This window comes from Pseudomonas weihenstephanensis, from assembly GCF_001043055.1.
Taxonomy (GTDB): Bacteria; Pseudomonadota; Gammaproteobacteria; order Pseudomonadales; family Pseudomonadaceae; genus Aquipseudomonas; species Aquipseudomonas weihenstephanensis.
The window spans coordinates 600530-623300 of sequence record NZ_JYLF01000003.1; the positions used below are offsets into that span (position 1 = coordinate 600530).

The 22771-nt window shown below is 57.2% G+C and carries 20 protein-coding genes; 8 read left to right on the forward strand and 12 right to left on the reverse strand.

Annotated features, from left to right (window positions below; all coding sequences use genetic code 11):
* The 4 genes from TU86_RS10385 to TU86_RS10405 all read left to right on the forward strand — a co-directional run bounded on the left by TU86_RS10385 (nt 1) and on the right by TU86_RS10405 (nt 5927).
* A complete protein-coding gene (locus tag TU86_RS10385; RefSeq protein WP_048364307.1) occupies nt 1–297 on the forward strand; it encodes a hypothetical protein in 297 nt (98 codons plus the stop codon).
* A gap of 264 nt (nt 298–561) precedes the next feature.
* Nucleotides 562–2367, forward strand: a complete 1806-nt coding sequence (locus TU86_RS10395; protein WP_048364199.1) for a phenylacyl-CoA dehydrogenase — start codon at nt 562–564, stop codon at nt 2365–2367.
* A 363-nt stretch (nt 2368–2730) separates the two neighbouring features.
* The gene (locus TU86_RS10400) at nt 2731–4023 is read left to right on the forward strand and encodes a GGDEF domain-containing protein (protein WP_048364200.1); all 1293 of its coding nucleotides are present in this window, start codon (nt 2731–2733) and stop codon (nt 4021–4023) included.
* A gap of 125 nt (nt 4024–4148) precedes the next feature.
* Nucleotides 4149–5927, forward strand: coding sequence for an acyl-CoA dehydrogenase C-terminal domain-containing protein (locus TU86_RS10405; protein ID WP_048364201.1), 1779 nt, complete (start codon nt 4149–4151; stop codon nt 5925–5927).
* A gap of 291 nt (nt 5928–6218) precedes the next feature.
* Here the strand turns inward: TU86_RS10405 and TU86_RS10410 are convergent, their stop codons facing one another.
* On the reverse strand, nt 6219–7118 hold the full coding sequence (locus TU86_RS10410; protein ID WP_048364202.1) for a LysR family transcriptional regulator: 900 nt from the start codon (nt 7116–7118) through the stop codon (nt 6219–6221).
* Nucleotides 7119–7347: 229 nt separating this feature from the next.
* Here TU86_RS10410 and TU86_RS10415 point away from each other — a divergent pair, with 229 nt between their 5' ends.
* Nucleotides 7348–8631 carry an aspartate aminotransferase family protein gene (locus TU86_RS10415; protein ID WP_048364203.1) on the forward strand — a complete coding sequence of 428 codons (1284 nt, stop codon included), beginning with the start codon at nt 7348–7350 and terminating at the stop codon, nt 8629–8631.
* Nucleotides 8632–8808: 177 nt separating this feature from the next.
* The gene (locus tag TU86_RS22405) at nt 8809–8967 is read left to right on the forward strand and encodes a YqaE/Pmp3 family membrane protein (protein ID WP_048364204.1); all 159 of its coding nucleotides are present in this window, start codon (nt 8809–8811) and stop codon (nt 8965–8967) included.
* 58 nt (nt 8968–9025) lie between these two features.
* Here the strand turns inward: TU86_RS22405 and TU86_RS10425 are convergent, their stop codons facing one another.
* The 10 genes from TU86_RS10425 to TU86_RS10465 form a co-directional block, all read right to left on the reverse strand.
* A complete protein-coding gene (locus TU86_RS10425; RefSeq protein WP_048364205.1) occupies nt 9026–10858 on the reverse strand; it encodes an alpha/beta hydrolase family protein in 1833 nt (610 codons plus the stop codon).
* On the reverse strand, nt 10824–11954 hold the full coding sequence (pqqE, locus tag TU86_RS10430; RefSeq protein ID WP_238938233.1) for a pyrroloquinoline quinone biosynthesis protein PqqE: 1131 nt from the start codon (nt 11952–11954) through the stop codon (nt 10824–10826). The genes TU86_RS10425 and pqqE overlap by 35 nt, the downstream gene beginning before the upstream one ends.
* A 7-nt stretch (nt 11955–11961) precedes the next feature.
* Nucleotides 11962–12237, reverse strand: a complete 276-nt coding sequence (gene pqqD, locus TU86_RS10435; protein ID WP_048364207.1) for a pyrroloquinoline quinone biosynthesis peptide chaperone PqqD — start codon at nt 12235–12237, stop codon at nt 11962–11964.
* On the reverse strand, nt 12234–12986 hold the full coding sequence (pqqC, locus tag TU86_RS10440) for a pyrroloquinoline-quinone synthase PqqC (RefSeq protein ID WP_048364208.1): 753 nt from the start codon (nt 12984–12986) through the stop codon (nt 12234–12236). The genes pqqD and pqqC overlap by 4 nt, the downstream gene beginning before the upstream one ends.
* A gap of 105 nt (nt 12987–13091) precedes the next feature.
* Nucleotides 13092–14003: a pyrroloquinoline quinone biosynthesis protein PqqB gene (gene pqqB, locus TU86_RS10445; RefSeq protein ID WP_048364209.1), complete on the reverse strand. Its 912-nt coding sequence runs from the start codon at nt 14001–14003 to the stop codon at nt 13092–13094.
* A gap of 86 nt (nt 14004–14089) precedes the next feature.
* Nucleotides 14090–14164: a pyrroloquinoline quinone precursor peptide PqqA gene (gene pqqA, locus TU86_RS22410; RefSeq protein ID WP_082149419.1), complete on the reverse strand. Its 75-nt coding sequence runs from the start codon at nt 14162–14164 to the stop codon at nt 14090–14092.
* A gap of 152 nt (nt 14165–14316) precedes the next feature.
* A complete protein-coding gene (gene pqqF, locus TU86_RS10450; RefSeq protein WP_048364210.1) occupies nt 14317–16761 on the reverse strand; it encodes a pyrroloquinoline quinone biosynthesis protein PqqF in 2445 nt (814 codons plus the stop codon).
* Between the two features lie 48 nt (nt 16762–16809).
* On the reverse strand, nt 16810–17604 hold the full coding sequence (locus tag TU86_RS10455) for a carbon-nitrogen hydrolase family protein (protein ID WP_048364211.1): 795 nt from the start codon (nt 17602–17604) through the stop codon (nt 16810–16812).
* 64 nt (nt 17605–17668) lie between these two features.
* Nucleotides 17669–19351, reverse strand: coding sequence for a flavin monoamine oxidase family protein (locus TU86_RS10460; protein WP_048364212.1), 1683 nt, complete (start codon nt 19349–19351; stop codon nt 17669–17671).
* A gap of 171 nt (nt 19352–19522) precedes the next feature.
* The gene (locus TU86_RS10465) at nt 19523–19975 is read right to left on the reverse strand and encodes an Lrp/AsnC family transcriptional regulator (RefSeq protein ID WP_048364213.1); all 453 of its coding nucleotides are present in this window, start codon (nt 19973–19975) and stop codon (nt 19523–19525) included.
* A 943-nt stretch (nt 19976–20918) separates the two neighbouring features.
* Between TU86_RS10465 and TU86_RS10475 the strand changes: the two genes are divergently transcribed.
* Nucleotides 20919–21581, forward strand: coding sequence for an RES family NAD+ phosphorylase (locus tag TU86_RS10475; RefSeq protein WP_157395891.1), 663 nt, complete (start codon nt 20919–20921; stop codon nt 21579–21581).
* Between the two features lie 31 nt (nt 21582–21612).
* On the opposite strand, the gene TU86_RS10480 is transcribed toward TU86_RS10475, so the two are convergent.
* On the reverse strand, nt 21613–22248 hold the full coding sequence (locus TU86_RS10480) for a hypothetical protein (RefSeq protein ID WP_048364215.1): 636 nt from the start codon (nt 22246–22248) through the stop codon (nt 21613–21615).
* Nucleotides 22249–22434: 186 nt separating this feature from the next.
* Here TU86_RS10480 and TU86_RS10485 point away from each other — a divergent pair, with 186 nt between their 5' ends.
* A complete protein-coding gene (locus TU86_RS10485) occupies nt 22435–22758 on the forward strand; it encodes a hypothetical protein (protein WP_048364216.1) in 324 nt (107 codons plus the stop codon).
* Nucleotides 22759–22771 lie beyond the last annotated feature (13 nt).

Below are 22771 nucleotides of genomic sequence, written 5' to 3' on the forward strand. Positions count from 1 at the left end.
ATGGAAATCTCGGGAAGCACCGCGTTCTACGCAGGTTTAAGTTCCATTCAGGCGGGGCAGAACCGTGTCGATCAAGCGGGCGGCCACATTGCCAATGCCACGGTTGAACGCTCGGTCGCGAGCCAATCCTCCGACACACAGGTCAACCGCATGCGCGCTGTCGACCGCAGCCAGCTTTCAGATATTGCCAGTGATGTGGCTGATTTAAGCGTAGGCAAAGCGCAGGTCGAACTCGGCGCCAAAGTGGTACGCACCGCCGACGAAATGGTCGGTACGCTGATCGATACCTACGCCTGATCCTGGCGTGCTCTTGTAGCCTCGGCCCTACTGCCTGAGGGCTGCTGCGACGCCGCACCTCGCTTTCGCCTGCGGCGATGCTCGTGGGGTGACATTCAACAGTCTTTCGATAATTCGCAGCTGTTCACCCTTAGGGACGAACGGCTCCTTGTGCCTGCTTGACAATAAATGGGCGTAAACGTATGTTTCAAACACCTGTTTGACCGCAATAACAAATTCTACGCGGTTGTTCATTCCCGGATTCATCAGCAGAGGTTTATCGCTATGCCTGATTACAAGGCCCCCTTGCGTGATATTCGCTTCGTTCGTGACGAACTGCTCGGTTACGAAGCGCATTATCAGAGCCTGCCGGCTTGCCAGGACGCTACTCCAGACATGGTTGACGCCATTCTTGAAGAAGGCGCCAAGTTTTGTGAGCAGGTGCTGGCACCTCTGAACCGTGTGGGTGACACCGAAGGCTGCACCTGGAGTGAGTCCGGGGTCAAAACCCCTACCGGTTTTAAAGAAGCCTACAAGCAATTCGTTGAAGGCGGCTGGCCGAGCCTGGCGCATGACGTTGCCCACGGCGGTCAGGGCCTGCCTGAGTCGCTGGGCCTGGCGGTCAGCGAAATGGTGGGTGAAGCCAACTGGTCGTGGGGCATGTACCCGGGCCTGTCGCATGGCGCGATGAACACCATCTCCGAGCACGGCACTCCCGAGCAGCAAGAGACCTACCTGAGCAAGCTGGTCACCGGCGAATGGACCGGCACCATGTGCTTGACCGAATCGCACTGCGGGACTGACTTGGGCATGCTGCGCACCAAGGCCGAACCTCAAACTGATGGTTCCTACAAAGTATCCGGCACCAAGATCTTCATCTCGGCCGGTGAACACGACATGGCCGACAACATCGTCCACATCGTTCTGGCTCGCCTGCCGGATGCACCGGCTGGCACCAAAGGCATTTCGCTGTTTATCGTGCCCAAGTTCATGGCCAATGCTGACGGCACGCTCGGTGAGCGTAACGCCGTATCGTGTGGCTCCCTTGAGCACAAAATGGGCATCCACGGTAACGCAACGTGTGTGATGAACTTCGACGGTGCGACAGGTTTCCTGATCGGCCCGCCGAACAAAGGCCTGAACTGCATGTTCACCTTTATGAACACCGCACGTCTGGGCACCGCGCTGCAAGGCCTGTCCCACGCCGAAATCGGTTTCCAGGGCGGCTTGAAATACGCCCGTGACCGCCTGCAAATGCGCTCGCTGACCGGCCCTAAATTCCCGGAAAAAGCCGCCGACCCGATCATCGTTCACCCGGACGTACGTCGCATGCTGTTGACCATGAAGGCATTCGCCGAAGGCAACCGTGCGATGGTTTACTTCACGGCCAAGCAAGTCGACATCGTGAAATACGGCGTTGATGAAGAAGAGAAGAAGAAAGCCGACGCACTGCTGGCGTTCATGACGCCGATTGCCAAAGCCTTCATGACCGAAGTGGGTTTTGAGTCCGCCAACCACGGCGTTCAAATCTACGGCGGCCACGGTTTCATCTCTGAGTGGGGCATGGAGCAGAACGTTCGCGACAGCCGTATTTCGATGCTGTACGAAGGCACTACCGGCATCCAGGCACTCGACCTGCTGGGCCGTAAAGTGTTGATGACTCAAGGCGAAGCGCTCAAAGGCTTCACCAAGATCGTGCACAAGTTCTGCCAGACCAACGAAGGCAACGAAGGCGTTCAAGAGTTCGTCGCACCGCTGGCTGCACTGAACAAAGAATGGGGCGAGCTGACCATGAAGGTCGGTATGGCGGCCATGAAAGACCGTGAAGAAGTGGGTGCGGCCTCGGTCGACTACCTGATGTATTCCGGTTATGCCTGCCTGGCGTACTTCTGGGCTGACATGGCGCGTTTGGCCGCAGAGAAACTGGCTGCTGGCACGTCGGAAGAAGCTTTCTACAAAGCTAAATTGCAGACGGCGCGTTTCTACTTCCAGCGCATCCTGCCGCGTACCCGTACACACGTTGCAACCATGTTGTCAGGCGCTGCCAACCTGATGGACATGAAAGAAGAAGACTTCGACCTGGGCTACTAAGCCTAAGCGCGTCACCTTCCCAAAAACCGTTTCACCTCTGGGTGAAACGGTTTTTTTATGCGCGGATTCTGCGTAGCAGTTAGCCAGCACCACGTTCGGCCGCAGAGCCGTCGTACAACCTGAGATGACGCCCGGTTAAAGGGTGCGCGATTGTGGCGTAATCGCCGGTCACATTGGGCAATAGCGACGACATGCAGAACGCCTCCGTGAGTCTTTTTTTAATCCGACAAATGCGTTAAGCCTTTTGCCTTTCCAGCCGTTAAAACCTATGGCTGAGGCGACCGGGACGTTTCCAAGTGTGCTTAACTGCGGTAAAAGCAGGCACAATGCCATTACTTGGTTGTTCGGGTCGGAGCTTTACTTTTGTCGCGTTCTTCTGCTGCATGTGTCAGTCACTTTTTGCCGTCTCTCCTGCTGCTAATCGCAGGGCTTGCGGCTGCTTACGTCAAAGACCTCAATGTGTTCTTCACCTCGCTCTTCAACGTGCTGCCCACCTTGGTGCTGTTGTTGGGAGGCGCTTACTGCGCGGTCTACCGCCGCCAGCGTGAATTGTTTTTGATGCTTACGGTGTATATCGCCTATTTCTTGCTCGATACCCAGACCGATTACTACCGCGATAACGGCGTTGTGCGCCCGGACGCGGCGGTGATCTTTCATGTGTGCTCACTGTTATTGCCGTTGCTGTACAGCGTGTACGCGGCCTGGGAGGAGCGCACACATCTGTTTCAGGACCTGGTGGCGCGTTTTGCGGTGCTGTTGGCCATCGGCAGTGTCGCGCTGGGGCTGGAGCAAAGTTACCCACAGGCGCTGCTCAATTGGCTGGCCGAGATCCGTTGGCCCGCACTGCATGGCCGCTGGATGAGCTTGATTCAGTTGTCGTATCCGGTGTTTTTCATCGGCTTTGTGCTGCTTGGCTGGCAATACTGGCGCAACCCGCGGCCCCTGCATGCCGCCCAGCTGGTAGGGCTGGTAGGGTTGTTCTGGATGCTGCCGCAGACGTTTATCTTGCCGTTCACCCTTAACATCATGTGCAGCCAGGTGATGTTGATGATTGCCGCAGCGGTGGCGCATGAGGCGTATCAAATGGCCTTTCGCGATGAGCTGACCGGCCTGCCGGGGCGTCGCGCACTGAATGAACGCTTGCAGCGTTTGGGGCGCAATTACGTGCTGGCCATGAGTGACGTCGACCATTTCAAAAAATTCAACGACACCCACGGTCACGATGTGGGCGATCAGGTGCTGCGACTGGTCGCCAGCAAACTGTCCAAAGTCGGCGGTGGCGGTCGGGCCTATCGCTATGGCGGTGAAGAATTCGCCCTGGTGTTTGCAGGTAAAACGCTGGATGAGTGCATGCCGCATCTCGATGAGTTGCGTGAATCCATTGCGGTTTACAACATCCATTTACGCAACCAGGAAAACCGCCCGCAGGACGACCAGCAAGGTCGTCAGCGCCGAGCGGGTACGCGTGCTACCAGCGTGTCGGTGACGGTCAGTATTGGTGTGGCCGAACGCATGCCAGAACAGCGCACGGCCGAGGAGGTGCTAAAAGCGGCGGACAAGGCGCTCTACAGCGCGAAAAGTGCCGGGCGTAACTGCGTCGTTGCCTACGGGCAAACCCGACGGGGAGCGGTGCGCACGACAGAAATTCCTGCGTAGCGTGACCGTACATTAAATTTAAGTCACTACCAGACCCTATGTATCGCAATCGTTGTTAAGTTAGACTGGCCATAGCAAAACGTGGCCCGGCTCGGGCTTAACTAGTAGTAATTGCGAGGTTTGTCATGGCTGATTACAAAGCGCCCCTGCGCGATATGCGCTTCGTCCTTAATGAAGTGTTCGATGTTGCAGCGCTTTGGGGGACATTGCCTGCTTTGGCAGACACGGTTGATGCAGAGACGGTAGAAGCAATTCTTGAAGAAGCGGGCAAAGTCACCGCTAAAAGTATCGCCCCGCTCAGCCGTAGCGGCGATGAAGAAGGATGCCACTGGCACGATACCGTCGTCACCACCCCCGCAGGTTTCGTTGATGCTTATAAAACCTACGCCGAAGGCGGATGGGTGGGCGTCGGTGGCGATCCTGAGTTCGGCGGCATGGGCATGCCCAAAGCGGTCTCGGCGCAAGTCGAAGAAATGATCAACTCCTCCAGCCTCGCGTTCGGCTTGTACCCGATGCTGACCGCGGGTGCGTGCGTGTCGATCAATGCGCATGCCAGCGAAGAACTGAAGGCGATGTACCTGCCCAATATGTATTCGGGCGTGTGGGCTGGCTCCATGTGCCTGACCGAACCCCATGCGGGCACTGACTTGGGGATCATCCGCACCAAGGCCGAACCTCAAGCCGATGGCTCCTACACCCTCAGCGGTACGAAGATTTTCATCACCGGTGGCGAGCACGACCTGACGGAAAATATCATCCATTTGGTACTGGCCAAGTTGCCGGACGCGCCGGCTGGCCCCAAAGGTATCTCGCTGTTTCTGGTACCCAAATTCAGGGTCAATGCCGATGGCAGCCTGGGCGAACGTAACCCGGTCACCTGCGGTTCCATTGAACACAAAATGGGTATTCAAGCGTCGGCAACGTGCGTGATGAACTTCGACGAGGCGGTGGGTTATCTGGTCGGCGAACCTAACCGTGGTCTGGCAGCGATGTTCACCATGATGAACTACGAACGTTTGGGCGTCGGTATCCAGGGGCTGGCGTCGGGTGAGCGTTCCTACCAGAACGCGGTGGAATATGCCCGTGATCGCTTGCAAGGCCGCGCTGCGACCGGTGCTCAAGCCAAAGACAAAGCCGCTGATCCGATCATCGTCCACGCCGATGTGCGCCGTATGTTGCTGACCATGAAAGCGTGCAACGAAGGCGGGCGAGCGTTCTCCACCTATGTCGCCAACCAGTTGGACATCGCCAAGTTCAGCCAGGACCCGGCCGCCCGTGAACGGGCCGATGGCCTGGTGGCTTTGCTGACGCCAGTCGCCAAAGCGTTCTTGACCGATTTGGGCCTTGAAACCACCGTGCACGGTCAGCAGGTGTTTGGCGGTCACGGTTACATTCGTGAATGGGGGCAGGAGCAGTTAGTACGTGATGTGCGTATTACGCAGATCTACGAAGGCACCAACGGTATTCAGGCGCTGGACCTGGTGGGGCGCAAGATCGTGGGCAACAACGGGGCGTATTACCGTTTGTATGCCGATGAGATTCGTCAGTTCATCGCCTCGTCGTGTGGCGACTTGAATGAATTCACCGCACCGCTGGCAAGCGCTTTGGACACACTTGATGAGTTGACGGCCTGGGTTTTGGAACATTCGAAAATTAATCCGAACGAAATTGGCGCGGGTTGCGTCGAGTACCTGCAAGTTTTTGGTTACACAACGTATGCCTACATGTGGGCGCTGATGGCCAAGGCTGCGCAGGGCAAGGAGTCTGAGGACGCGTTTTATGTCAGCAAAATGGGCACGGCGCGCTTCTACTTCCAACGTTTGCTGCCGCGTATCCACTCGCTGAGTGCTTCGGTCAAGGCCGGTAGCGAGTCGCTGTATTTGCTGGATGAAGCACACTTTTAAGCTGTTTAACGTTATGTAAGCATTTGCTTACATAACGTGCTGGCAATCGTCCATATCGCAGAATTGGATCCATCGGTAATCTACTTCACATGGACGTCGAGCAGGAAGCTCAAAGAAATAACAGGGACACGTAGGATTCTGCCAGGATGGCGGAGTGAAAAGGATGTCAGGGAAACAGTCTGCAAAACCCCGCTTCGGCGGGGTTTTCTTTTTGTGCGTCAGAAATACGTGTATGCGTTGTAGGAGCGAGCTTGTTCGCGCGCCCTCATGCAGCGGGTCAATAAACGTGACCTACAGCGTTGATTCTTCACGCTGCATCACATCCTCAAGCAGGGTACGCAACAACCCCAGCGTGGCTTGTTGGCGCTGCACATCGCGACACACCAGCCCCACTTTGAGCGGCACCCTCGGCTCACTCAGCGGCTTCCACAGCAGCGCCTTGTCATCGTGTTCGTGACGTGAACGCCCCGGCAGTACCGTGGCCAACTTGCTGTGCGGCAAGCTGTCGAGAATCCCGGCCATCGTATTGAGCTCAGCCTGCACTTGCGGCCGTCGGCCCAGATTGGCCAGTTGGCTCTGCCAGATCTGGCGCACCTGAAACTCTTCCCCGAGCAGCAGCATGGGCAATTCGGCCGCCTGGCTTAACGACACCTTTTTGAATTCACGCAGCGGATGGTCTGCCGGGATGACCAGTTGCAGTTCATCTTCGTACAGCAACATTCCGTGCAAGCCAGGCTGGCGGGGCGGCAGGTAGCTGATGCCGATGTCGAGTGAGCCATTGAGCAAACGCCGCTCAATCTCAAGCCCGGTCAGTTCGTAAATCTGTACCACCAAATGCGGTTGCGCCTGGCGCACGCGTTCGAGCATTTGCGGCACCAGGCTGGTGTGTACGGTTTGCAGCACGCCGATGGCCAGGGTCCGCAGCGCGTGGCCTTGAAAGTTGCGCAACGCCTCTTTGGCGCGCTGCAAACCGTCAAGGAGCGGTAACGCGTGGTTGTACAGCGTGTGCGCGGCAAGGGTTGGCAGCAAGCGCTTGCTGCTGCGCTCGAACAGGCTGACATCAAGGTTATGTTCGAGCTGGCGAATCTGCTGCGAGAGTGCCGGCTGGGAGATGGAAAGGCGCTCGGCAGCACGGCCCACATGGCCTTCTTCGTACACCGCGACGAAATAACGCAGTTGTTTGAAATCCATAAGTATTACTTATCGAAAATGCTTAAAAAACGAAATGGCTCAAAGGCCGACAGGCGCCTAGTCTACGCCCATTCCAAAGGGCTCGTAGAGCCAGAGAACGTCATGAAAAGCGATTGTGCAGGCCTGTTTTACATAGGCAAGGCTGAAAACCCCACAGAGGGATTAGCCTCGCACTGGCATGACGCTCAGTTGCAAATCGATTCGGCTTATGTTCACAAGGTCCGCGTGCATGAACCTGTTTAACCTGCGTCGCCCTTCTTCCAGCCTTGATGCTGAGGCGGTTGAAGCTGTGTCACTCCCGATCTGCCCTGAGGCGGCCCGCGATTGCCTGATGCCCAGCGTCGAGCGCCCGGCGCAGGTTTTTGTGCGCGGCCAAGGGTCGTGGATGTGGGACAGCGAAAGCCGGGCGTATCTGGATTTTACCCAGGGCGGTGCCGCAAACAGCTTGGGTCATAGCCCGGCGGTCTTGATCAAGGCACTGGCTGAGCAGGCGCAATCGTTGATCAACCCGGGATCGGGCTATTTCAATCACGGGATGTTGAGCCTGGCTGAGCGGTTGTGTCACAGCACGGGCAGCGATCAGGTGCATTTTCTCAACACCGGCGCTGAGGCCAACGAAGGCGCGATCAAGCTGGCGCGCAAATGGGGCCAACTGCATCGTGGCGGCGCGCATCGCATCATTACCGCCACGCACAGTTGCCATGGCCGCAGCTTCGGTGCGATGTCGGCCTCGGGCAGCGCGACGTTTGATAACCGCTTCGAGCCGCAATTGCCGGGGTTTATCAATGTGCCGTTCAACGACTTGCCTGCCTTGCACGCAGCGGTCGACGCGCAAACCGTGGCCATCATGCTGGAGCCGGTGCAGAGCGAGGCAGGGGTGATCCCGGCCACCGAGCATTACCTCAAGGGTGTTGAGCGCTTGTGCCGTGAGTTAGGCATTTTGCTGATCCTTGATGAAGTACAAACCGGTATGGGCCGTTGCGGCACCTTGTTGGCAGAGCAGCACTACGGCGTTCGTGCCGACATCATCACTCTGGGTAAAGGTTTGGGCGGTGGTGTTCCGCTCGCGGCGCTGCTGGCGCGTGGTCAAGCGTGTTGCCTGGAAGCCGACGAGTTGGGCGGCACCCATCACGGTAATGCCTTGATGACTGGCGCAGGTAGCGTTGTGCTCGATGCCGTGCTGGAGAAAGGTTTTTTGCAGCAGGTTCGCGATGCGGGGCAGCACCTGCGCGAGGGTCTGGGCCGATTGGCCAATAGTTATGCACAGGGTGAATTGCGGGGGCAGGGCCTGATGTGGGGGCTGACGCTGTCGGATAACTCGGCAAATGAGGTTGTAAAAGCTGCGTTGTATGAAGGTTTGTTGATTACAGCGCCACAGCCCAATTGCCTGCGTTTCACCCCGGCACTGTGCGTCAGCAAAGGCAACATCGATGAAATGCTGTTGCGTCTGGCCCGAGCGTTTGCCCGTGTCCGCACTGCGCAATTGCAGTGCCGTCGTGCAGCAGTGATCTAAGCGTCATACAGAATTTAAAGAACCGTCTCGCGGTATAACGCATCGCCCTGTGCCTGTTTCGTTCGGCACGGGGCGTTTTTTTGCCTGTGCAAAACTACAACTGAACCTTTCGCCGTGGCTCAGAGTCGATTAATCGTAGGGCTTGATTGAGCCCACCTTTGATTGGGGACGGAACACATGGACATTATTCGCATCATCATCGCCATCTTGCTGCCGCCGCTTGGCGTGTTTTTGCAGGTCGGTTTCGCGGGCGCTTTTTGGCTGAACATTTTGCTGACGCTGTTGGGTTACTTCCCCGGCGTGATTCACGCCGTGTACATCATCGCCAAGCGCTAAGCCCTCTACGACCCTCGACCCTGAAGGCTGCGATCGTGTGATGGATCGCAGCCAGCGCCTACGAGCTGGGGTTCATGACGTTTTGATAAAACTGCCACTCCTGCTCCAGCGCGTGTGCCTGGTTACTGGCCTTGCGAAAGCCGTGGCGTTCGTCAGGGTAGTAGTGCGCTTTGGCCGGGATGCCGTTTTGTTGCAGGGCGTGCAGCATGTCGCGGGTCTGCTGCGGCACCACCACGGCATCCAGTTCGCCCTGAAAGAAAATCACCGGCACCTGGATGTTTGCCGCGTGCAATAACGGCGTACGGGCAGCGTAGCGTTCGGCATCACGCTCAGGGTCGCCGATCAGCCAGTCCATGTAATCGCCCTCGAACTTGTGCGTGTCGCGCGCCAGTGCAACCGGATCGCTGACGCCATACAAGCTGGCCCCTGCGCGGAACACCTGTTTGAACGCCAAGGCGCACAACGTGGTGTAACCCCCTGCGCTGCCGCCGCGAATGAAGGCGTTATCGGGATTGATCAGACCCTTGTCAGCCAGATAACTGACCACCGCACACGCATCTTCGACATCCACTTCACCCCATTTCAGGTGCAGCGCCTGACGGTATTCGCGGCCATAGCCGGTGCTGCCGCGATAGTTGAGGTCGGCCACGGCAAAGCCGCGTTGCGTCCAGTACTGGATCCGCGGGTCGAGCATTGGATAACAGGCCGAAGTCGGGCCGCCGTGGATAAACACCACCAGCGGCGGTCGGCTTTCACCGTGCATGGCCGGGTAGAAAAAACCGTGTGCCTGGCTGCCTGCCGACGGGTAGTTCAGGATTTGCGGACGGCTGATCTGTGCCTGGGGCAAGGGCGCGATGCCGCCGGCAAGCACGGTCACCTGCCGGGTATCGCGCGCGATACGGATGACCGCAGAGGGACTGACAGGTGAGGCGGCGATGCAATAAAGCGCGTCATCGTCCAGCGCCAGGCTACGGAAACGGCTGTATTGGCCGGTGAAGTCGTCAATGTTGGCATCAGACGCGTGTATGCCCAAGCGTCCAAAGCCGTGTTCGGTCCAACTGGCCAGGTATGCGCCGTCGCCCAACGGCAGCCACGTGCTGGCGCCCAGTTGCCAAGGTGCGGGCGCGTGATCGGCTGCTGCACTCGGCAACGCCACTAAGCCCGTGGCAGATTCAGCCCACGGTTGCCAAAAACCACCACGGTCTGTCAGGCAATACAGGCGGTTGTTTTGATCAAAACGCGGTTGTTGCAACGACTCTTCGCGGTCATTGCCTGCCAGGCAGACGGGTGACTGCCAGCCGCTTGCCCCGTGGTGTTCAACCAGCATCAAACGGGTTGATGTCCACGGCTGATGCGGGCGGCTCCACTCAATCCACGCCAGTCGCTGGCCGTCGGGGCTGAGGGTGGGTGCGGCATAAAAATCTGCACCCTGGGCCAGCACGCAACGCTCTAATGTGGCCGGGTCAACGCTGACCAGGCGATGTTGGTCGGCCTCTTCTTCGACTGCCAACACCCGGCCCTGGGCAAATTGCACATCACCATAGCGGCAGGTGCCTTGGGTCAAGGCGCGTGGCGCCGTGCCGGCCAGTGTTTGCCAGTACAGTTGTTGATCAGACTCGTTGACGAACACCACGCCGTCATCGCTCAGGCAAAACGATCCACCGCCGTACTCGTACACCCGGCTGCGCACGCTGAAACCGTCGGGGGTCAGGCAATGTGCCTGGCCGTCACGCCAGTGCCAGATGCGGCAAGCGGCATCCTGAGGGCGGTATTCGTTCCAGAACAGGCCGCGCGGGCCGTGTTTGAGTTCGGCGAAATCCACCCCGGCGGCCACGGCGAGGGCGGCGCTGAACGGTTCAACCTTTGGCGATGAGTCGTGAGTTTCGGTCATTTCGAAAGGCCAGTTGCTCAATGGTTTGGGTGGCGTGCTCGGCTTCTTCGCGCGCCTTGAGGATCAGGTCATGGTGAGGCGACTTGCTGCACACCGGGTCTGCATTGCTTGCATCGCCGGTGAGCATAAAGGCTTGGCAGCGACAGCCGCCGAAGTCCTTTTCTTTCTCGTCACACGAGCGGCACGGCTCGGGCATCCAGTCATAGCCGCGAAAACGGTTGAAGCCAAACGAGTCGTACCAAATGTGCTGCATGCTGTGATCGCGCACGTTGGGGAACTGGACCGGCATCTGCCTCGCACCATGACACGGTAATGCGGTGCCGTCAGGGGTGACGGTCAAAAAGATACTGCCCCAACCGTTCATGCAGGCTTTAGGGCGCTCTTCGTAGTAGTCCGGGGTGACGAAAATCAGCTTGCAGGGATGGCCTTGGGCCTCCAGCTTGGCGCGGTATTCGTTGGTGATGCGTTCTGCGCGCACCAGTTGCTCTTTGGTCGGCAACAAGCCCACGCGGTTGAGCTGCGCCCAGCCGTAGAACTGGCAAGTGGCGAGTTCGACGAAGTCGGCTTCCAGTGCGATGCACAGTTCGATGATGCGATCGATCTTGTCGATGTTGTGCCGATGGGTGACAAAGTTCAGCACCATCGGGTAGCCGTGAGCCTTGACTGCGCGGGCCATTTCCAGCTTTTGCGCGAAGGCTTTTTTCGACCCGGCAAGCAGGTTGTTCACTTGCTCGTCGCTGGCCTGAAAGCTGATTTGAATGTGATCCAGCCCGGCCTTTTTGAAGTCGCTGATCTTTTGTTCGGTCAGTCCGATGCCCGACGTGATCAGGTTGGTATAGAAGCCCAACTTGCGCGCTTCACCAATCAGTTCGGCCAGGTCCTGGCGCACCAACGGCTCGCCCCCCGAGAAGCCCAGTTGGGCGGCGCCCATTTCGCGCGCCTCGCGAAACACCTTGATCCACTGTTCGGTGCTCAGTTCTTTGCCTTGCTGGGCGAAATCCAGCGGGTTAGAGCAATACGGGCATTGCAGCGGGCAGCGATAGGTCAGCTCCGCCAATAGCCAGAGCGGCAGGCCCACTTCGGGTTTGGGCGGCATCAGGCTGTCAGGCAAGTTCGATCCAGTGCTCTGCACGAGCGACCTCCATAAATTGCTCGATGTCTTCACCCAGCTCGGGAACACCGGGGAACTGTTTGTCCAGTTCCACAATGATGGTCGCCACGCTGTGTTCGCCATCGATCAAGCCACCAATCAACGCCGCGCTGTCGTTGAGTTTGATCATACCTTCGGGGTATAGCAGCACATGGCCTTTTTGCGCGGGCTCGTATTGAAAGCGGTAGCCGGGGCGCCAGGCCGGGATTTTGCTGCGGTCGAAGCTCATAGGGTGATTCCTTTATGCCAGACGCGCTGGTCGGTCACGCTGTGGTAAGGCGGGCGGTCAAGCTCGTAGGCCATGGTCATGGCGTCGAGCATGCTCCAAAGAATGTCGAGTTTGAATTGCAGGATTTCCAGCATGCGCTGCTGGCCTTCCCACGTCGTGTAGTGCTGCAAGGTGATGGCCAGCCCGTGTTCGACATCGCGCCGGGCCTGACCCAAGCGGGTGCGGAAGTACTCATAGCCCGCCGGGTCGATCCACGGATAGTGCTGTGGCCAGCTGTCGAGGCGGGACTGGTGGATTTGCGGGGCAAACATTTCGGTCAGCGAGCTGCTGGCGGCTTCTTCCCAACTGGCGCGGCGGGCGAAGTTGACGTAAGCATCCACGGCGAAACGCACGCCGGGCAGCACCAACTCTTGGGAGCGCAACTGGTCGGGGTCCAGGCCCACGGCCTGCCCCAGACGCAGCCACGCTTCGATGCCGCCGTCCTCGCCGGGGGCTCCGTCGTGGTCGAGCAGGCGCTGAATCCACTCGCGACGCACTTCGCGGTCCGGGCAGTTGGCCAGAATCGCAGCGTCCTTGAGCGGAATATTGACTTGATAGTAGAAGCGGTTGGCGACCCAGCCCTGAATCTGTTCGCGCGTGGCGCGGCCTTCGTACATCGCCACCTGATACGGGTGATAGATGTGGTAGTACGCGCCTTTGGCCCGCAGCGCGGCTTCGAACTCGGCGGTAGTGAGTGGGGCTTGAGTCATCAGGTGCCTCCAAATAAATGGGTTTTGTAACCGCTGCCGCAGGACCGTCAAAACAACGGGGCCGCTGCGCAGCCGGCGGCGGCAGGGGCTACAGACGTTTGCGTGTTACAACTCGATGCTCATGCCATCGAAGGCCACTTCAACCCCCCGACGGGCCAGTTCGGCGCGTTCGGCGGAGTCTTCGTCGAGGATCGGGTTGGTGTTGTTTATGTGGATCAAGACTTTGCGTTGCTTGGGCAGTTGCTCAAGCACTTCGAGCATGCCGCCGGGGCCGTTCTGCGCCAGGTGGCCCATTTCACGGCCGGTACGCGTGCCCACGCCACGGCGCTGCATTTCGTCGTCGTCCCACATCGTGCCGTCGACCAGCAAGCAATCGCTGCTGGCCATGATCTCCAGCAGCGGAGCATCGACTTTGCCCAGGCCCGGTGCATAGAACAGCTTGCCGCCGGTACGCAGGTCTTCAACGATCAGGCCGATGTTGTCACCGGGATGCGGGTCGAAACGGTGCGGCGAATACGGCGGTGCAGCGCTGCGCAAGGGCAGGGGACTGAAGCGCAGGTTCGGGCAGGCGGCGATGGTGAACGAGCCTTGCAGCTCGATGCGTTGGCGGTTCAAACCACCATTCCAGTGTTTGAGCATGGTGAACAGCGGGAAGCCGGTGCTGAGGTCTTCATGCACCATGTCGGTGCACCATACTTCATGCGGGCACCCTTCGCGCAGGCTCAGCAGGCCGGTGGTGTGGTCGATCTGGCTGTCCATCAAGATGATGGCGCTGATTCCGGTGTCGCGCAGGGCGCGGCCCGGTTGCAGGGGGGCGAAGCTTTGCAGCTGGGCGCGAATGTCGGGCGAGGTGTTGCACAGCACCCAGTTCACGCCGTCATCGGAGATCGCAATCGAGGACTGGGTGCGGGCCGTGGCGCGCAGGCTGCCATCACGAAAACCTGCGCAGTTGACGCAGTTGCAGTTCCACTGCGGGAATCCACCGCCAGCGGCGGAACCTAGAATCTGGACGAACATGGGCGGCTGTTCTCTTGCAAATCTGAAAATAAAAACGCCCCGGCGAACCGAGGCGTTGGGTTGCTCTGCTCAGTAACAGCGGCAGATCAACGGCTTGCGAAGTACATGGTGACTTCAAAGCCAATGCGCAGATCGGTGAAAGCAGGTTTAGTCCAAGCCATGAGGTGACTCCTTAGCAGTGGGTGGGTGGGGTGTCTTTAACTTAGTCCAGCTCCCGAAGGAGATGTTCAGATGCTTAGGTGGCTATGTTACTAAATTTGACAGTTGCTGAACGACCAAAGTCGAAGAAAGCTCATTACACCGTTGGTAACGATCAGCTTCGTCCTCGATTAAACGTTTCAGTTTCGGGCGACGTGGCCAAGCACAGCCAGTCGCAATTGGGCTGGTTGATGCGCTGAGCTGCGGTGAGTGTAGTGCTTGGTTCTAGCGCCATAAGTGCGGTGTAGAGCGCTATGAGGTAATCCGACGAATGGCCCGCTTGTTTGGCGTGCCAGAGCAGGTCGCGGGCGTCTGCCATGCTCAGAGCCTCTATCGAAAACTGTTGGGCCAAGCTGGCGCGTGCCTGAATGAAGGAAGGTTCATCGAGCGTTGATACAAGCGTAGGCAGTTGTTCAATGAACGGTCTGATCTGCTCAAAGATTTCTGTCGTTGATGCGTGCGGGGATTGCACACCGAACAGCAAGCCGGTGCGCCTGTTGAATTGGCGCAGGCCGCTGAAGACGGCATACCCCAGTTGCAACTCAACGCGCAGGCGCTGATAGAACGGCTGTTGCGCAAGATGGGCGAGCAAGCGCCATGCGGCCTCATCCGCGATATCGGCGGTGGGCGCAGGGCAAAACAGCAATACGGCGTGCTCACTCGATGCACAAGGTTCGGTGTGCCACTGCCGCGTGCGCATAGGCGCAGCGGCGGGTGAGAGGTCCGTATCCGGCGTGCCGGGGGCCTTATTCAATACCGCCGTAATCAACGTTTGAGTGCTGCTAGCAAGGCCCACAGCCAACCCATCCCAGCGCGCCGAGGCCCAGCCTTGTTGCAGGTCGTTGATGGCAGGCAGCGCTTGCGCCTGGCACCGTTCGGGCAGGCGCTTGAGCAAGTGGCGAATAGGCATCAGCGGCGCCTCAGGCGAACCCTGTGCCTGGTCTTGCACGGGCGCGTTAAGTGAACGCAGCACGTGTTCAAGGATGGTCGGCATGGGTTCTTGCACGCCGTGCATATTGAGCAGCCAGTCATTGCCCTGAGCGTTGAGTGATAGCTCAACCCCCGCGTGATGTGCGTCCTGCTTTACGGTTTGCAGTGAATGCTGAACCTGCGACAGAAACGTCGGTTCGTGGGCTGTAGCAAAATGCCAGCGCAGACAGAACGCGGCTTCGTCGCTGTCAGTGGGCATCGCTGCGCTGAACGTCATGGCCGACCTGTCGCGGCGGCTGCGTAAGCGATCTTGGGCGAAGGTGCGCAGGCCTCGGTGGGCGCTGGTTTGTCCGCGAATAAGGCCAGCGTTCACGGGCTCTTTCTCCGATGTCAAAAAGGGGTTGGGGTTGGGCAATTGCCAGTCATGCTGGCACGTTGTCGGCGCCACAGGCTGTACCTGCGTCAGAATCGCGTGCAGTGCTTGCACACCCTGGTCTGACAAGTGTGATGCACATTGCTGACCCTCAATGCGGGCCAATGCCAGTGCGCTGCTGACCTGCTGCTGACGTTGGTGCAGCAAGCGGTACTCTTCACGCAGTGCAGGCCACGGCTGCTGGGCGCTGAAAAAGGCCAACCAGCCGTCGAAGGCGTCGCTTATCTGCTGGGTCTGCGGCGCGCTGTCAGCCGGTGTTGTAAGCGCGATGTTAAGAAGCGCCTGGCCGTCGAATTGATACACAACGCTGGCATTGAGGGTGTCGATCAGGTGTAGCTGACGCAGCTGTGCGACAAGCCCGCCAGTTTTGTCGGCATTGATCCAATGACACAAAAACGCCAGCGCTTGGTCGCTCGCAACTGGCAAACGTTCCATCGCCAGCATCAGGTTCAAGCGCCGGCCGTCAACCTGTTGATAACGCTGTTTGCCGGTCACCATCAACGGTGGCGGTGAACACTGGCGCACGGGTTCGCCACGTATGAGGGGCGCGCTGTGGCGTTCAGCCAGCGTGGTCAGTTCTTCAAGGGACTGTGGACCCACCAGGGTTAACGTCATTTGCCCGGTTTGGTAGTACTGCTCATGGAAGTCTTTCAACGCCTGCTGAAAAGCCGCACGCGGGACCGGCAAGCTATAGCGGTTACCCGCGTGGAAGGCGCACAGCGGGTGCGCCGGATTCAGGGGTTGAAACAAGCGTCGTTCATGCTGCGTCGATGGCTCACGCACCCATGCGATAAATTCGGCGTGCAACACTTCGCGTTCGCGCAGTTGATCCGCGGTATTCATGCGCGGGTGAGCAAGCATGTCGCACAGACGCTCAAGACCGCCCTCAAACGCAACGGGTGGTAACTCAAAAAAGAAGTCGGTATGGCGCTCGCTGGTGCGGGCATTGATATGTCCCCCCTGCTGTTGCACATAGGCCATCAACCCCTGCGCCGGGGGGAATCGGTCAGTGCCCAGGAACAGCAAATGCTCCAGAAAATGAGCCAGCCCAGGCCAGGCTGCGGGCACGTCATGACTGCCCGCAGCAACCCGCAAATAGGCGGCGCTGTGCTTGAGCCGGGGTTCATGACGCACGGTCAGCGTCAGACCGTTGTTACAGGTCAGACGAGAGTCGTGAGGAGGGTTTGGCGCAGGCATGGGCACTTCCGTAACAGAGAAGCGCTCATGCTAGCGGATTACGGGTAATCAGCGCTCGCATAGCGCACGGTAAAGTTCTGGGCGGCGGTCCAGCAGGTAGTCGTTTGCGGCTTTTGCGTCGATCAGCGCTTGGTGGTCTAGGGTTGCGCAAATCAGCACTTCAACGCGTTCAGCCAATGCAACTTGCTGGCCATTGGGCGCGGCGATACTGCTTAGCCCGCAGTAACGAATTTTGCTTTCGTGCCCGCAATAGTTGGCATAGGCGACGTAACACTGATTCTCAAAGGCGCGGCTGCGCACCGTGACATCGGCGATGAATTCGAAGGGCTCCATGTTGGCGGTGGGCACCACGATCAACTCCGCCCCCGCCAGCACCAGTCGGCGCGCGTTCTCCGGGAACTCCAAGTCGTAGCAGATCAGCATTCCGAGCTTCCAGCCATTGAGTTCGATGACGGGAAATGCGTCGGGACCTGGGCAGAACATGTTTTTATCGAGTTCGCTAAACAAGTGCGTTTTGCGGTAATTGAGCAGGCGCTGGCCGTTGGCATCGATCAATTGCACGCTGTTATAGATGTCACCGTGCTCGTCGCGTTCGGGGTAGCCATAGATGATGGCGGTGTTGCAGGCTTTGGCCACCTCGGCAACTTTGATGGCCGCCTCGCCGTCTTGAGTTTGTGCCAAACGGGCCACAGCCTCTGCGCCAATGTTGTAGCCCGTGAGGAACATTTCCGGCAGCACCAGCAGGTCGATGTTGTTGTTTTGCTGGGCAATTTGACTCAGTCGCTGCAAATTACCCGCTACATCCAGTGGCCGGGGCAGGCATTGATAAAGGGCGACACGCATGGGGATTCTCCTGTGTGCATTTGTGCAGGCGCGAGCAAGCGGGCGCCTACACAGGTGTGTCAAATTAATCCGGCAAGGCGATCGGGCCGATGTCGTGAAACACGTCGCCCGGACCAGGGTTGTCGGCGTGGGAGCTACCGCCGAAGTGGGTCATGATGCCCCATACGGCGTTCAATGACGTCTGTACTGCGCCTTCAACCCATGCCGGCGTCCACGACACATCGTCCCCTGCAATGAAGATCCCGCGTTGTTCGCCGGGGATGTCCTGCTGCATGAAGTGCGCATACATGCGCTGGTTGTAGCGATAGTGGCCAGGTAGCGCACCTTTGAAGGCGCCCAGGAAGTGCGGGTCGGCCTCCCAAGACACGGTGATCGGGTCGCCGATGATGCGGCTGGCAATGTCGACCTTGGGGTAGATTTTTTTCAGTGAATCGAGTGCCAGCTTCACGCGTTTTTCAACGGGGTGGGGGAGCATTTTCAATGCATCGCTCATCCATGCGTACGACAGGCAAATGACCCCCGGTTTGTCGTCGCCATTGTCGAACAGGTAAGTGCCACGGGTCAGGCGATCCGTGAGGGTCATGCTCATCAGGTCGCGACCGGTGTCAGGGTCTTTGTCTTTCCAGAACGGGCGGTCGACCATGACGAAGGTTTTGGACGATTGCATGTAGCGCGTACGGTCGAGGGCCATCCACATCTTTTGCGAGAACAGCGATTCTTCGCATTCGATCTGGGTGGTCAGCAGCCAACTTTGGCAGGTCACCAGGACCGCTTCGTAAGGGCGGGTTACACCCAGGATGTCGGTGACAGAAAACTGCCCGTCCTCTGTGCGCGAAATCGCTTTGACACCCGTGCGTGGAGCGCCGTGATGCAGCGAACTGAGGCTGGTGCCTTCAGGCCAGTGGGCGCAACGCTGCGGCGCATGACGCCAGATACCCAGCGGTACTTGCTCAACGCCGCCTACCACCAGGTGCTGATGGTCATCGCAGTTGGTCATGACCACGCGGAAGATTTCGAGCATCGAGTTGGGAAAGTCAGAGTCCCAGCCGCCAGTGCCGAAACCGACCTGGCCAAACACTTCGCGGTGTTGAAACGAGAGTTTGGCGAACGCTTTGGAGGTGGCCACAAAGTCATAGAACGTGCGGTCATCCCACAAGGGAACGAGGGTATTCCACAGTTCTTTGAGACGCGGGACGTCGCGATCACGGATCGCTTGTTGAATGTCACCAAAGCGCGAGCCTTCTTCCAGCGCGTCCGCCCAGGCATCCGCAACTTCTTGGAACAACGCAGGCAAGTCCGCCAGTTTTTGTGCGTAAAAGGTCTGGCCTTCGAGGTCGATCACCGTGCTGCCGCAAGCGGGTGTCAGCGGATTGGGGAAAGGTTTGGTCTCAAGCCCCAGCTTATCGACGTAGTGGTAAAACGCGGTGGAGGACACCGGGAAGCGCATGCCGCCCAATTCGGCGATCACCCCTTCGCTGCCCTCGAAGGCTTGGGAGCGCAGACGCCCGCCCATTTTCGAGGCTTCATACACCACGGGTTTGAGGCCCAGCTTCATCAGCTCATACGCCGCAACCATCCCGGCCATACCTGCCCCGACAATCGCCACCTCTGCGCCCAACTTGTGCGTGGGAATACTGCCCAAACCTGCCGGGTGTTCAATCCAGTCATCGAAGGCAAACGGGAAGTCCGGGCCGAAAATCGTAACTGGTTTTTTGCCGTCCTGGGGGTGGCGATTATTCTTGTTCATGGCTGACCTTGCTGGCGACCCGCGCATAACGCTGAGTATAGGAAAAGACAGGCAACATGATAGGGAGCGCGCAACACATAAATAAGACGCAAAGTGTCGTCGTTCTGCCTTGTTTTTAGGCGTTATGACGAAAGCTGTAGGCGAAATGCAGTGCGCGATGGATGAAAAGGCTTATCCGCGATCGACTTTGCTGCTGAGAATGATCGAGGTCGTGGTTTTCTCGACACCTTCGACGCTGCCGATCTGATCCAACAATTGATCCAGTTGCTCTGGTGATTCGCTGCGCAGCCACGCCACATAATCAAACTCACCGCTGACCGCACACAGTTGCTGCACTTGCGCCATAGCACTTAATCGTCTGACCACCTCCTTGCCTGAGCGCGGTTGAACGGTGATCCCCACATACGCTTGCAGTCCGCCATCAATCAGGCGTTGCCCCAGCCGAACGCCATACCCGGTAATCACGTTGTTTTTTTCCAGCCGTGCCAGCCGCGAGGTCACCGTCGTGCGTGCGATGCCCAACTGCCGGGCCAGCATTGCCACACTTTCACGGGCATTGAGCTGCAAAGCGGCAATCAACTGCCGGTCAATTTCATCCAGTGCGGGCGGGCGAATGTCTGGCAAGAGAGGCTCCAATGACGTCAGCGATATGGGTCGGCCATGGTACAGCGCTTGAGGGTGGGAGCGTCCAGCGGAGGACGTCTGCGCTGGCGTGAGGACTCAACCCCCAGAAACACGAAAGCCGCGCAGTGCGCGGCTTTGAGTATGGTGGGCCCAGTAGGACTCGAACCTACGACCAAGGGATTATGAGCCGTTATTAATGGCCCAGAACATGGGCTAAAGCCCGGAAATTCACCATTTTCCGGAGTTTTTTCCGTCATTTGCGGAAAGTATTATCCGCAGGTGTGGACGGTCAAACGCCAATTCCTTTCTCCTTCTTTCACAGCCTTTCAGAATGTGAAATCAGCTCTGTTCGTGCCAGCACTCTCTAGTGCTTGGCCCATGCTGGCTTTTACATTCTGATTCACATTTCACAAAAAAAGCATGCGCGTCCCGTTGGCGGGAGGGGAAAAGTGCTTTCTTTGCCTGAGTTTTTTCGCTCCTTCGACAATTTTCTTCGGGAGTGGCGTTTAGTCATTTTCCTTATCTGTTTCGACTAAACGAAAATTGAAACTCAGACCTAACTTTTTAAGTTGGGTATGCGGTTGGTTGGCATTTTAGCGTTTTAGCGTTTTAGTTAATGGGTTAGAGTTTTAGTTGATTACTTGGGGTTTTAGTTTATTGGTTTAAGTTTTAGTTTATTGCCGTTTCGAGGGTGTGTTTCTATGTTGGAATGGCAGCCGAAGCCAAGCGGGGCGGGGGATGTAGGGCGCTAGCGTGTATCGATAGAAAATGTGCGTGCTAAAAAGTTCTGAAAATGGTGGTTTTTCTTGAGGAAGTCAGTTGTAATATTCGGGCAGGCAACAGCCTGCAACAGAGGCTATTGGTTTCCAATAGTCAAAAAAAATCGCATATGGGGTTTAAGCCATGAGCACAAATTATAATTTCCATGGGAGTATCAAGTATAGTGAGCGGGGCAAAAAAACAAAGCAGCGAAGTTGAGCAGGAGTTTAAATCTGCACTATCTAAGCACCCAGATGTGGTGGTGACGATTGATACGGATACGCTGTGGGCTCGTGTACAACCCACCGAGTTTGACAACCCAGTTTTCTACAACCGAGACTCTGACACACGTTATGGGGATCCAGAGAAGGAAATCGGCGTTTGTTACTTGGCAGGCAGTAGCAAGGTTGCTATTGCGGAGACATTCCAGCATGGGCCGGGCGGCCCCGATTCTTCTGTCTTGATGGAAGACATTATGAATCGGTCTCTACATCAGCTGAAGGCGGCTCGTCCGCTGAAAGTGATTGATGTAGGGGTGCTTGCTGCTTACACGGGGCGGAAAGCAAGAGCTATCGTTGAAGCTAAGGGGCAAGGTAGTGAAGGTTACAGCCTTACCCAAACGCTGAGTGCTGTGAGCATGAGATATGGTCCAGAGATTGATGGTCTCCTCTATACCTCTACTGTGTTACCCGGAGCAGCTTCGCTTGAGTGGTGTAATCTTGTGTTGTTCGAAGGAAGAAAAACACAGTTAGTGCCTGTAAGTTCAGAGCCTTTAGCAGAGGCCCTGCTTACAGACGATAAAACGGCGGTGGAGTTCTTGGTAGACTTGAACCTGTCCGTAGTATAAGAAGCTGGACTCCCTTGCAGGAGTCCAGTTTTTACTTGCCCATTTCCAAACGGTTTTTAAAGTCTCGAACGATGATCTGGAAAGCAAGCTCATTGTCCAGGAACTTATAGCGAGGCAGCACGTTTTCGGTTTCACCTGGATTGGAGAAATCCATCGGCTTTGCCAGAAAACCAACCAGAAGATTTACCTTGGATTCATCTTCTGGATCGATATCCAACACTTTAAGAAGCTTGCTTATCGATGCAGTAGCTTTGTTTTTTTCGAACTGAAAATCAGGGTAGTACTTACGCCGATTTTTAGTAAAGGCAATTACTTGACCTGATTTTGTCTTTTTGCTTAAGGCTTGCTTCGATATGCCAAGTATTAGGCATGCATCGCCGGCATCAAGAAGGTCGTAAGACGATTTAACTGCTTCAAACGCATTTGCTTTTAGCTTAGCGAAAGCGATTTCGTTACGTGCTTTAACACTTAACGGCTTATCGCTGACTTTGCTGGCCTTTTTGATAATTACAGCCAAAGCCTTATCGTCGTCGAGCTTCGCAGCATCGATAACCACGGATTCGGATACGTTGTTCATCCGGGCTATGAATTTCTGTACGAGCGAGGCCTTAGCTTCGTCAATTGACTTGACGTTGCTCTGGGATCTCTCAATCGTTACGCTGTTCATAGGTTCTCCTCCGTTGCTCACATTTGAGCACGTAAGCAAAGCCTACGCCCCGCCAAGCGCCCCTGTCAACCTGTCAACCTATCCACTCGTCAACAAAATATTGCTTTCACCATCCCCTGCCGGCATAAGTAGCACCAGAACGTGTCCCAGTGATTTGGGGCGTTATCCAGTCTTTGGAGGCTACCCATGCCAATCCTGTACACCCCAACATATCCAAGTCGACATGATGCATTGCGTCAGCAGGCTCCCCAGGTTGCCGAGCTGATTGGTCGAATTGCCGAGGCTATAAAACCAGAGCTTCAACGCCTGAGTCCTGAGGATCTGGAGAACGTATTGTTTATTCACGCCGATGCAGTTGCTCAGCAAATACCGTCCTGTGTTACGCGTCTGGCCGTCTGGCTGAATCTGTTGGCAGCGCCTAAGGTCAAAGCGTTGGAGCACCGCGAAGTGGCTGCCTTTGTCAATGAAGCGGCTAGCCTCGGAGGGCTATCCGGGGTAGTGCCGGTATGAGCGCATACTAAAA